10 protein-coding genes and 1 tRNA gene are annotated in these 12,182 nt (G+C 46.2%); 6 read left to right on the top strand and 5 right to left on the bottom strand.

Going from position 1 to position 12,182, the window contains the following annotated elements; genetic code table 11:
* Window positions 1-28: 28 nt before the first annotated feature.
* A tRNA-Pro gene (locus ABD744_RS02135) sits at window positions 29-105 on the top strand.
* Between the two features lie 89 nt (window positions 106-194).
* On the opposite strand, the gene ABD744_RS02130 is transcribed toward ABD744_RS02135, so the two are convergent.
* Complete coding sequence (locus ABD744_RS02130) at window positions 195-1,469, bottom strand: bifunctional O-acetylhomoserine aminocarboxypropyltransferase/cysteine synthase (protein WP_344794981.1); 1,275 nt, start codon at window positions 1,467-1,469, stop codon at window positions 195-197.
* Window positions 1,470-1,736: 267 nt separating this feature from the next.
* On the opposite strand from ABD744_RS02130, the gene ABD744_RS02125 reads away from it, so the two are divergent.
* Window positions 1,737-4,040: a LemA family protein gene (locus ABD744_RS02125; protein WP_344794979.1), complete on the top strand. Its 2,304-nt coding sequence runs from the start codon at window positions 1,737-1,739 to the stop codon at window positions 4,038-4,040.
* An 84-nt stretch (window positions 4,041-4,124) separates the two neighbouring features.
* On the opposite strand, the gene bamJ is transcribed toward ABD744_RS02125, so the two are convergent.
* Window positions 4,125-4,826: a BamJ family beta-barrel-assembly machinery protein gene (bamJ, locus tag ABD744_RS02120; RefSeq protein ID WP_344794977.1), complete on the bottom strand. Its 702-nt coding sequence runs from the start codon at window positions 4,824-4,826 to the stop codon at window positions 4,125-4,127.
* Between the two features lie 218 nt (window positions 4,827-5,044).
* Between bamJ and ABD744_RS02115 the strand changes: the two genes are divergently transcribed.
* From ABD744_RS02115 to ABD744_RS02105, 3 genes are all read left to right on the top strand, one after another.
* Window positions 5,045-7,213 carry a thrombospondin type 3 repeat-containing protein gene (locus tag ABD744_RS02115; RefSeq protein WP_344794975.1) on the top strand — a complete coding sequence of 723 codons (2,169 nt, stop codon included), beginning with the start codon at window positions 5,045-5,047 and terminating at the stop codon, window positions 7,211-7,213.
* A 126-nt stretch (window positions 7,214-7,339) separates the two neighbouring features.
* Window positions 7,340-7,885 (top strand): adenine phosphoribosyltransferase, encoded by a 546-nt coding sequence (locus ABD744_RS02110; protein WP_344794973.1) that lies wholly within the window; start codon window positions 7,340-7,342, stop codon window positions 7,883-7,885.
* A 240-nt stretch (window positions 7,886-8,125) separates the two neighbouring features.
* Window positions 8,126-8,671 carry a hypothetical protein gene (locus tag ABD744_RS02105; RefSeq protein WP_344794971.1) on the top strand — a complete coding sequence of 182 codons (546 nt, stop codon included), beginning with the start codon at window positions 8,126-8,128 and terminating at the stop codon, window positions 8,669-8,671.
* A gap of 18 nt (window positions 8,672-8,689) precedes the next feature.
* Here the strand turns inward: ABD744_RS02105 and ABD744_RS02100 are convergent, their stop codons facing one another.
* From ABD744_RS02100 to ABD744_RS02090, 3 genes are all read right to left on the bottom strand, one after another.
* Window positions 8,690-9,391, bottom strand: coding sequence for a 16S rRNA (uracil(1498)-N(3))-methyltransferase (locus tag ABD744_RS02100; protein WP_344794969.1), 702 nt, complete (start codon window positions 9,389-9,391; stop codon window positions 8,690-8,692).
* A 247-nt stretch (window positions 9,392-9,638) separates the two neighbouring features.
* On the bottom strand, window positions 9,639-10,649 hold the full coding sequence (gene trhO, locus ABD744_RS02095) for an oxygen-dependent tRNA uridine(34) hydroxylase TrhO (RefSeq protein ID WP_344794967.1): 1,011 nt from the start codon (window positions 10,647-10,649) through the stop codon (window positions 9,639-9,641).
* 43 nt (window positions 10,650-10,692) lie between these two features.
* Entirely contained in the window at window positions 10,693-10,998 is a 306-nt protein-coding gene (locus tag ABD744_RS02090) for a BolA family protein (protein WP_344794965.1), read from the bottom strand.
* 213 nt (window positions 10,999-11,211) lie between these two features.
* On the opposite strand from ABD744_RS02090, the gene ABD744_RS02085 reads away from it, so the two are divergent.
* The gene (locus ABD744_RS02085; RefSeq protein ID WP_344794963.1) at window positions 11,212-12,099 is read left to right on the top strand and encodes an alpha/beta fold hydrolase; all 888 of its coding nucleotides are present in this window, start codon (window positions 11,212-11,214) and stop codon (window positions 12,097-12,099) included.
* Window positions 12,100-12,182 lie beyond the last annotated feature (83 nt).

Below are 12,182 nucleotides of genomic sequence, written 5' to 3'. Positions count from 1 at the left end.
AGACAAGGTTATCCTTGATCTTATATATCGGAGTGTAGCGCAGCTTGGTAGCGCAACTGGTTTGGGACCAGTGGGTCGGGGGTTCGAATCCCTCCACTCCGACCATTATCTAAAACTTACTAACCTACTCAGAAGTCATCAAAAAAACGGGCAACCTAAGTCACCCGACTCGTTACCTTAAGCGCACCCAAATCTTACTTAGATGCATTCAAAGCCTGATCAATATCAGCAATAATGTCGTCTATGTGCTCAATACCAATGGACAACCGAACCATGTCTTCACTGACACCGGCAGACTTCAACTCTTCCGGGGACAATTGGCGGTGAGTCGTTGAAGCAGGATGGCAAGCAAGTGACTTGGCATCACCAATGTTTACTAGACGCAAAATCATTTGAAGCGCATCAATAAATCTGGAGCCCGCTTCAATACCGCCCTTAATGCCAAAGCTCAATATACCGGATGCCTTACCCTGTGTGATCTTTTCAGACAAAGCTCGATAAGGGCTTTTCTCAAGACCGGCATAGTTAACCCACTCAACTAATTCATGCTTATCCAGATATTCTGCAACTTTTTGCGCATTTTCGCAGTGTCTTTCCATCCGCAGAGAAAGGGTTTCCAAACCCTGCATTAATAGAAAAGCACTGTGTGGCGCAAGTGCAGCACCGGTATTCCGAAGCGGAACCACACGACAACGACCAATAAATGCGGCCTCCCCCATAGCTTCCGTATAGACCACACCGTGATAGGAAGGATCTGGCTCATTTAAAATAGGAAAGCGCTCTTTATTCCCTGCCCAGTCGAATTTACCCGAATCAATAATGGCACCACCAATGGTTGTACCATGACCACCGATGTACTTTGTCAATGAATGCACAACAATATCAGCGCCATACTCAAACGGTCGACACAAAGCAGGCGTCGCCACTGTATTGTCCACCATCAGAGGCACCCCGTGCTTATGCGCTATTTCTGCCAACTTTTCAATATCCACCACATTACCGGCAGGATTACCAATCGACTCACAAAACAGCATCTTTGTATTTTCATCAATATGCGCTTCTAACCCAGCGTAATCATCGTGCGCAGCAAAACGAACCTCTATTCCCTGCTTCGGCAAAGAGTGTGCAAATAAATTATAGGTTCCGCCATACAGTTGGCTGGTACTGACTATATTACTGCCGACCGAAGCAATCGCCTGTATCGCATAAGTAATCGCAGCCATACCTGACGCCACACACAAAGCACCAATACCACCTTCCAACGCAGCCAAGCGCTGCTCCAGCACGCCAGTGGTCGGATTCATAATTCGGGTGTAAATATTGCCCGGTACTTTCAGATCAAAAAGATCCGCGCCATGTTGAGTGTCATCAAATGTATACGATGTTGTTTGATAAATCGGCGTGGTCGCTGCTTTTGTGGTTGGATCACCGTCATACCCTGCATGCAGAGCAAGCGTTTCTAATTTCATCTTCTTCCCCAAGATTATTATGTTATCTGCACGATCATAGTCGTAAGATTTGAGCTGCCTTTGATTCCCATCAAAAAACAAGCACAAACACCTTACTACCAATCATAAAAAAAAAGTAGCTCAACACATAAAAGCGAGGCGAAAGAGACAGTTAGGGATACAAATTGATCCATACTCGCAAGTCACAAACACCTGACTGTGACAACGCCATCAAAAAAACCTAAACTCTGTTACAACCCAAAACTATTGCACTCAAGGAAAGCTACTGTGACATTAAAGGAGCGCTTTTTAACTCAACTCTTACCCCTTTTGCTCGGCGCATTAAGTTTCTGGGGCGGTTGGCAATTAATGACCACAGGCTTTAATGACATCCAAAGCCTAAGGCAACTGGAAAGAACTCCGATATCCTCTTTGATCAGTCTGATTCCGGGGCCAGCGGCGGTAAGCGGCTTTGCAGAAATACGCAACGAAACACTGACCAGCCCATACACCAAAACGACATCCCTTTATTTTTATTACACCCGCGAAGTAGAAACCAAAGATTCCGACGGCAATACATCCTGGAGCTTGGCGGAGAGCAAATCCGATTCGGTATCTTTCAACCTGAACGACCGAACAGACATCGCAGAAGTTAGTCCAAGCCCTGACTTCAGCCAAATCAACTGGTCTGTGAAACGTAAATTTCAAACGGTATCGGGCAAGGAAAGGTACACTGAATGGCGAATAGACCCCGGCGATAAGCTCTTTATCTTCTCCAATGTAAAACAAACACTTGGTGCCGACGGAAAAACATCCAGCCAATTAACATTCACATCTCAAGACGGGTATTCACCCTTAATTTCTTCTTTCGATAAAGAATACGAACAACTGGAAATGGGCAGTTCCGGTATTTACTTTCTGTGGGGCGGTCTCGCTCTGGTCGCTATGTCGTTGTACGGTTTTTCAATCGTATTACGAATTCATAAGGTTTGGCAGTACCAGGTAATTCTGATCACAGTCGTTAGCCTGGTGTTAATTCAGTTCAGCCTCCTGTTAATGAACTCAGATCTGAATCAAGCCACCGTTCGTTATCAACAACAATGGCAAGGCACTCTTGTAAAACTGGCAAATAGCTTCAGTGAACCCCATGAAACGGTGGAAAAATATTTAACCACACCATACACCCCTCAAGATAAAGAAACCTTGAACGATGAACTGACCGAATTAAAAATAAACTTAGCCATGTCAGAGCACCTCATTAATGATCAGTTATCACGGTTCCCGGAAATCATTCTGGCCCCCCTCTGGCAATACTCTTTAAACGAGAAACAGCGGGTATCTCTGACACCAGAACAGCAAACATTACTGAATCAGCGGCTGTCCAGTATTACCAAAACAAAGTTATCCAGCGGGTTCAGCACCTTCTTCCTGATTCTAGGTCTGGTGATCATGGCCATTTGCACCTACTTTGGCTTCAAGACCATAAAATTTAAAAGACTCATAGAAAATATTCCCACCCAAAAAACCCTTGGCCTGGTACCCGGCATGGCCGAAGTCGCAGGCAAAGTCAGCCTTGCGGAGAATACAACAGCCCTAGAAAGCCCTTTAACTTCAACCCCTTGCTGCTGGTACCATTACCGGGTACAAGAAAAAAGAAGAAGTGGTGACAAGGATAAATGGGTTACCGTAATTAACACCAAAGAGCATATCGACTTCCTTTGTGAAGACGATGAAGGCAGTGTCAAAATCATTCCTGAAGATGCCGATGTTATCTCTTCTCATACCAACAGCAGTAGCAGTGGCAATCGGCGATACACGGAAACCATCGTGAAAATTGATGACCCTCTGTATGTCATTGGAGAAGCAAAGTCACAACCTGCTCAGCAAGACAAACTGCAAATCACCGAAGCAGGCTCCAAGCTTCCGTTTATTGTCAGTAACCTACCGGAATCCAAAGTCATGCTCAGAAAAGCATGGACAGGACTGCTGTTTCTTAACCTCGCGTTTACCGGCATTGTCATCAGCAGTTTACTGTGGTTCGCTCAGACGGGCAGCTTTTCGCCCAGCGACTTCTTATTAGCCGCATTGTTTGGCCCCATTTACATGCTGCTGTTTTCACTGCTACTTCACTACAACGATCTGATATTTCTGAAACAGCGCGCGGATCGTAACTGGGCCAACATCAGCATAGCCATCCGGAAAAAGAAAAACCTGATTCCTGCTCTGGAAACCATCGTAAAAGAATACTTGCAACATGAAACAACCGTAATGACGCAAACCGCCGAATTCAGACGTGCCTTTGAGAACGCCCAGGAAGAGCATGCGTCACTGGAGCAATGCTTTGTTGCCACTCAAAACACCCAACAAACCATGAAAGCAATCATTGAAAATTACCCGGATTTAAAAAGCCACGACATTGTTTCACAGTTCATGACGGATATTACCAAGCTGGAAACCGAACTGGCACTGCTTAGAAACGGTTACAACGATGCTGTAACCACCTACAACGAAAGGCTGGAAACCTTCCCCGACATTTTGTTTACAAAGGCCTTCAAGTTCAGTTCTCTCTCGTTCTTCCATCATAAGAACTAACCGTCCACAAACTGTCATGTAGCTATATCCAAGGCATAAAAAAACCGAGGTATAAACCTCGGTTTTTCTTATTAAAACGAAGAATTATGAGTCTTCGTTTTTAATGCTTAGCAATTCAACTTCAAATACTAACGCAGAATTTGGTGGAATCTTAGGACTCGGGCTTTGAGCACCATAAGCCAAATCCGCAGGAACGTACAGTTTCCACTTATCACCAACCTTCATCAGCTGAAGCGCTTCGATCCAGCCTTTAATCACACCACCAACCGGGAAAGTTGCAGGCTGACCACGATCAACCGAACTATCAAACACAGTTCCATCAACCAAAGTACCATGATAGTGCGTGGTCACCATATCAGAAATGCCCGGAGAAGAAGCCCCTTCTTCGCCCGACTTCAATACTTCATACTGAAGACCGCTATCCAAGGTAGTGATGTTGTCACGCTCAGCGTTCTGCTCAAGAAACTCTTTGCCCGCACGCGCATTTTCGTCGTTGACAGCTTTTTGCTTATCTTGTTGACGAGCGCGTACTTCATTAAATGCCGCAGTTAACTCTTCCATCGTCAGACGACGCTCTTTGTCTGCCAATGAGTCCTGCAAACCAAGAGCAATTGCCTCAACATTCATCTCTTCAAGGCCTTCCTGACGCATACCAGAACCAACATTATAGCCAATACCATAGCTAACTTTGTCTTGCTCTGTCTTCAATTCAACTTCTTTTTCTCCACATGCAGCAAGTGCTACAGCAGATGATAATAGTACGGCTAATTTTGTAGGTTTAAACATTATTATCTGTTCTCAATGAAATGCATAAAAAATACCATCCTAAACGGCTCAATATCATTTAACAATTGCTTTTGGCGACTTAGCAATAAAAATGGCGTATGTATCAACTTCTTCCAGCATCGAGTCGTGAACTTATAGACAAACTTTCACCGAATTAATTCCCATTAAAGAATTGCTCCAGTAGAATCTTCGGAAATCAAAAAACAAATAAAAAAACAATGCCTAGCCAGCCATTTAAACGAAAAACATTGATCGTTGTTTCCGCTTGCACTCTGTCCGTCGCAATTGCGGCGCCGTTTGTGCTTTCAGAAAACCCGTTCCAATCCTCTTCTGCACTTAACGGCTTACAGCTCGCCGCTAACCATGCACCGGATATGGACAAAGACGGTATCCCGGATCACAGGGACATCGACATGGACGGAGACGGCATCGACAACCATTACGAACTCCAGACCCACAAAGACCCTCGAGACCCGAACAGCACGCCTGCTGACCAGGACAAAGATGGCCTGCCGGATGAAATTGATGTTGATCTAGACGGTGACCGGGTAAATAACTTACTGGATAAGTTTCCCAAAAACCCAAAAGAGTGGGGCGACATCGACGGGGACGGTATCGGGGATAACGCCGATCTTGAAAAAGATGGCGACGGTTTCAGTGATGCCATTGAGCGTCAGTTAAAAACCAATCCGTACGACCCGAACAGCTACCCTCGGGACACCGATGGCGATGGCATACCGGATGCGCTGGATGATGACATCGATAACGACGGCTATTTAAACGACGATGATCTCTTCCCGACGGACCCGAAAGAATGGGCCGATCTCGACGGTGATGGCATCGGCGATAATTCTGACCCCGACCGGGACAACGACGGTATAGCCAACCACTATGAAGAACAAGTCGGCACAGACCCGAACGATCCAAACAGTGTGCCACCAGACGCAGATGGCGATGGCATTCCAGACAGCATTGATGACGACCGGGATGGCGACGGATGTTTAAATGACGAAGATGCCTTTCCGGACGACCCAAGGTATTGCCTTGATACCGACGGTGACGGCATTCCGGATCAAAACGATTTAGACCGGGATGGTGACGGCTACAATAACGACGTGGATGTTTTCCCGACAGATCCTAAAGAGTGGGCAGATTTCGATAAAGACGGCATAGGCGACAACAGTGATCCGGACATCGATAATGACGGCCACTTAAACGATCAGGACGCCTTTCCGTTTGATCCGACAGAATGGTCTGACATCGACAATGATGGCATCGGTGATAACAGCGACCCCGAACGCGATGGCGACAACATCTCCAATGCTTATGAAATTCAGCTAAACACAGACCCGAACGACCCTGAGAGTGTACCGCCGGACTTTGATTTTGATGGTATTCCCGACGCGCTCGATCCGGACATGGACAACGATGGTTACCTGAATGAACAGGACGCCTTCCCCCGCAATGCCAAGGAGTGGTCGGACATCGATCAGGATGGCATCGGCGACAACTCGGATAAAGACCGCGACGGTGATGGCATTTCTAACCATTATGAAGAACGGGTCGGTACTGACCCGAACGATCCGAACGACACGCCTCCGGACTTAGATAAAGATAGTATCCCGGATAGCCTGGACCCGGACATTGACGGCGATGGCCACCTCAATGAAGCCGATAAATTTCCCTACGACCCAACGGAATGGGCAGACATGGACGGCGATGGCATTGGCGATAATTCAGACCCGGACCGGGATGGCGATAAGATCAACAACCATTATGAGATTCAGGTCGGCACCGATCCGAACGACCCGAACAGCACACCGCCAGATATGGATAAAGACGGCATCCCGGACAGCCTGGATGCCGACCGAGACGGAGATGGCTACGATAATGGCACGGACGTTTTTCCGGATGACTACAGCGAGTGGTCTGACCTCGATGAGGACGGCATCGGCGATAATAAAGACATTGATCGCGATGGCGACCTGTTTGCCAATGACGTCGAAGAAGCCTTTGATTCAGACCCGAACGACCCTAAAAGCTTCCCGGACGACCTGCAGCCAGCACTCGAGTTATCCGGCAATGACGGAGAAGTGGTTGATTCAGGTACCGAAGAAATCCGCTTAAGAGGCCAGGCCTACGACATTGGTGTGGGTTTACAGCGCGTGTACGCCACCAGCAATAAAGTGTCGGGCCAATTCAGCGGTAAATTTTTCTACCACACGGCTTTCGCGGTGGTTGTGCCATTGGCTTACGGTGAAAATAAAATTGTAATTCACGCCATAGATAACGATGGCAATGAGTTATCAATTAAACGTACGGTCACCCGAACACCGCCCCCGGTTCCTCAGACAACAACGCCTCCTGCTGCAGAGCCTTCAAAGTAAGGCTCTGCTAACCCCTCTAAAGATAATCAGCAAGCATTTGTTTTTATTGTAAATATATAAACCAGACTGGCATCCTCTGCCATTCTGGTATTCAATAAAGAGATTGAACACAGGAAGGATTCAAATATGTCAGTTGATGAAATTTACATTAAAGCCAACATCAAAGCAGTGCATGACTGGCCAAAAGAAGGCGTCGTATTTCGGGACATTACACCGCTTCTGCAACAACCAAAGCCCTTCAGAATGGTGATTGATGCACTGACCCAGCGTTACATTAACCATGAAATTGATCGAATTGCTGCAATCGACAGCCGAGGATTCCTGATCGGCTCCGTCCTGGCATACAACCTGAATAAACCACTGATTCTGGTTCGCAAAAAAGACAAGTTGCCGCCTCCTGTCATCTCTGAAAGTTACGAGCTTGAATACGGCACCGCCACCGTTGAAATTCAGAAAGGCTCATGCAATAAAGGAGATAAGGTTCTCATCATTGATGACATCATCGCGACCGGCGGCACCATGATGGCCGCCAGCACGCTGCTTAAAAGCCAGGGCGCTGAAATTATGGAAGCAGCCGCCATCATTGACTTACCTGACCTGAACGGCTCCACCCGGCTGCAAAATCTGGGCATTGGCGTGTACAGTCTGTGCGCATTTGAAGACGAAAATTAGCGCAACCAGAACAAAACCAAGGTTCCATTTCTTAAGTACACTCATAAAGAAAAGCCAAAGGCATGACCATTTATCGGGTCCTGCCTTTTTTTGGCCATTTTTCACCAAAGCCACTGTTATATTCCCAAGAACCAGCTAACTTATTCAATGTAGCGTTATCAATGAGTTAGGGAGACAACTTAATCAAGTTAATTAAAACTCCCTCTCTCCCCCTGATTTATAAGGAAACAGGGTAAGATTATGGATTTCAATCTAGAATCATTAAAACATTACGTTATCGGCCCTATCACTCATCAAGTGGCGGAGTTTGTTGAATTACCAAAGCAAACAAACCATTACCTGCTCATGGCAGCCACCATCGGACTGGGCCGAAATTCCGGTTTGTTTCATCAAACCAAGGATTCGTTCGGCTTATTTCACATCAAGGAAGAACAACACACCACCATATGGGATGACCACCTGGTAAAGAACCCGAACCTTGCTTCTTCGGTTCGAGGCTTGGCCAGTCAACATCAGTTTTTAAAAACACCACACACCGAACTGTGCACCAACCTGAACTATGCAACGGCCATTGCTGCGGTTGCGCTGACACTCAAACCAATGAGTTACCATTCTGACGTTTCCTTGCATCAACAAATCGCATTACTTAATGCAGCCTTTCCTGGGTTTAAATACATCACCCGTCAGGAGTGGCAAGAAGCCACGGATATTTTAAACGCGGAAGTTCGAAAGCCTATTATCTTAGGCCCTTCTGTCAGTGACGACTCAGAAGCCATTTGTGCTTAAACGTCAATTTGTAACCGGTCAGAATAAGCGTCCGATCAGTTGAGGCAATACCGTCTCAACTTTCTGGATACGATCACCAAGCGAAACGGGTTCAAACCCTACCGCTGCCAGCTTATCCACTTCGTAGTCAATAAAGCCGCCCTCCGGGCCAATGACTAAGGTCGTGGCTTGCTCGACATTTCTGGGACAAACCCTATCCACGTATGGGTGGGCGACCAGTTTTAAACTGTTTTCAGACAAGGCTTCAAGACGATCTTCAACAAAAGGTTTAAAGCGCTTTTCAAGCGTGATCTGCATCGGCACGGTATCGACGCATTGCTCCAACCCCAAGCGCACATAATCGTCCAGCTGATTTAAAAACGGGGACTGCCAGTAGCTTTTTTCAACGCGATAAGAGTTAATAAGTACTAACTCTCGAACTCCAAGAGAAGATAAACTCTGGATAATACGACGTAACATTTTAGGCCTCGGCAAAGCCAAAACAACCGTTAAGGGCAGTTTTTGAGGAGGGTGTCGATCCAGTAATAATTCCAAAACCACGCCAGAATCCTCTGCCTCGATCACCTCCCCCATCCCCATCAACCCGTTCATCAAACCGACTTTCAGTCGACGACCCGGTTCTGCCTGATGGACATCCTTAATATGTTTGGCTCGCTGATCGTCAAAGCGTACTGTCTGTTCACCGATGAAGTCGTCAGGAGTTACCAAAATTATGTTCACGACAGCCCTTTTTGGTTATTTATAGTTCAATCAATAGACATAAAAAAGCCCCACTCAATAGTGGGGCGAAAGGGCACATCATAGGAGGGGATACCAATCATTAAGACTGATATCTCCTTTCCAAACAATCGCTTGGAAAGGTTTAGAAACACACATCATGTTTCTAGGGTTCCCAGTGTATGCCCTTTTGAGTTCCAGGTGCGCTATAGAAGCGTCTCACTGCCAGAACGCAGATTCAGGGAACTTTTTACGAATCTGCTTGTTGGGAGCGGGCACGCTGCGCCTCTTTACGCGCTAACTTCGCGGCCTTTCGCTCTTCCAGTGACATACCTATGTGCTCTTCACCACGAGTTTTAGCCAGTGCCATTTGCTTCTGACGATCTCTGGCACGCTGACGCGTGGTTTCATCCAACGAATCGAAGCAACGCGGACAAGAAATGCCCTCTTCAAACTGTTCCGACGCTCTGTCTTCATCGGTAATCGGCATACGGCAAGCGTGGCACAACTCATACGAGCCTTTATTTAAATTGTGATCCACCGTAACGCGGTTATCAAAAACAAAACATTCGCCTTTCCACAAACTTTCTTCTTTCGGCACTTCTTCCAGGTACTTAAGAATGCCGCCTTCCAAGTGATAAACTTCTTCAAAGCCTTCATTTTTCATGAATGATGAAGCTTTTTCACAACGAATACCGCCAGTACAAAACATGGCCACTTTTTTGTGTTTTGTTTTATCCACATTTTCACGCACATACTCCGGAAACTCTCGAAATATCTTGGTTTTAGGATCTACCGCATATTCAAAGGTTCCGACTTCAACTTCGTAGTCGTTGCGAGTATCCAGCAAGATAACATCCGGATCAGAAATGATTTTGTTCCAGTCTTTCGGCTTGATGTAAGTGCCCACTTCTTTATTAGGGTCCACACCATCAATGCCCATGGTGACAATTTCTTTTTTAAGTTTGACCTTCATCCGATAAAACGGCTGAACCTGATCAAACGACTCTTTGTGCTCCAGTTTTTCAAAACGATCATCTTTTTTCAGATACGCCAACAACGCATCAATCGCTTCACGACGGCCAGCAACCGTGCCGTTAATGCCTTCCTGAGCCAGCAACAAGGTGCCTTTGATTTCGTGTTCATCACAAAACGCTTTCAGAGGGTCCCGAATGTCCTGATAATCTTCCAACGTCACGAAGTGATACATTGCAGCGACAACAAATTCGCCCTGCTCGTTATTTACTGCTTGGTCTGTCATTTTTAAAGCCTGTTCTCTGATACTGTTCAATTCTGAAAGAAGATTATTTTCCGCCGCCCATACACTGAGGCGAGGAAGGTGCGGATTGCACTTCCTGATATTCGGAAGGGGTATAGGTATGCAACGCCAGTGCGTGAAACGAATCCATTAAGTTACCTAAGGCCTTATAAACCATTTGATGACGCGCCACCGAACGCTTGCCTTCGAACTTATCGGACACCAGCGTCACTTTAAAATGGGATTCAGATCCTTCCGGAACATTGTGCATATAACTTTCGTTCAGAACTTCGAGAAACTGAGGCTCAAAATCTGAGCTAATCTTTTGCTCTATTTGTGCTTGAATTTTCATATAGGGTCAGCCTGCTTATCACTCAGCCGTTAATAATCATGAGAACGAGCCTTAAACGTTATTAAGCTCGCACTCTAAATACAATTCATTGATCACTATGTGATCACCAAAGAGGCGGCATTGTAGCAAAAACCTCAGATCATGACACATGAGAATTATCGACCAGATAATCTACAAAGAAAGCCATTGAAGGCTAAGGATTCATAATTCGGGATGAAAAGCACCATCAATACTTCACAGTTAATCACCCTGCCCGACGGCAGATCTCTCGAATACATTGAATACGGAGACTGTTCAGGCACACCAGTACTTTACAACCACGGAATGCCCGGCTCGGCGTTTGAAGCTCAGGTTTTGAATGATGTGTTTAAAGACAACGGACTTCGCGTGATCTGCCCGAATCGGCCAGGCATCGGTCGATCTTCATCATTGAGCGAATATTCATTATCTCAAATTACCCAAGATTGTTTTTTTCTATTGGAGTCACTGGCATTCAATAAAGTCACGGTAATTGGCTGGTCATCTGGCGGCGTTCCTTCTTTATGGCAGGCAAAACACAGCCATACCCAAATATCGCAAGTCATCTTATTGAGCAGTTACAGCCATTTTGCAGAACTGGATCAGGCACCATCGCATTTTGCAGGACAAGCCTCGGTTCTAAAGCAAGTGACCACTCGCTTCCCGGCACTCGGCTTACTTGCATGTAAGATGGCCGGATATCTGCTGAAATACATGCCTTCTCTCTATTTCAAGCTGCTGATGCAGCACTGTCATACGCCCGACTCCGATATCATAGAAGCACATCCTCATTACCGGGACATGCTGATTGAGGCGCAAAAGCAAAGCATCAGCCAATCGGCATCCACCCTATTCATGGATCTGTTAATCCAGTTCAGAGAATGGCCGTTTTATTTAAAAAGCATCGAGTGCCCTGTGACGGTGTTTCAGGGCGACAGAGACCCTTTTGTCCCTGAACGCATTGGCCAACACCTCGCGGATTGCCTGCCTAACGCCCAATATCACCTGTTGCCCGGTCAGGGGCATATGTACTGGTTCGAGAAAAGCTTTCAATACCGTCTTGCCCGACTGTGCCAGATTTAGCAGTTAAATCAGTCACTAAGTTGCAAAACATGAATATCCGAACTAATACTTTATACACGTAACATGTTTTGTAAGATGGCTAT

This window comes from Litoribacillus peritrichatus (genome assembly GCF_039537985.1).
In the GTDB taxonomy this organism is placed as follows: Bacteria; Pseudomonadota; Gammaproteobacteria; order Pseudomonadales; family Litoribrevibacteraceae; genus Litoribacillus; species Litoribacillus peritrichatus.
This window is presented reverse-complemented; position numbering and strand designations above follow the sequence as displayed.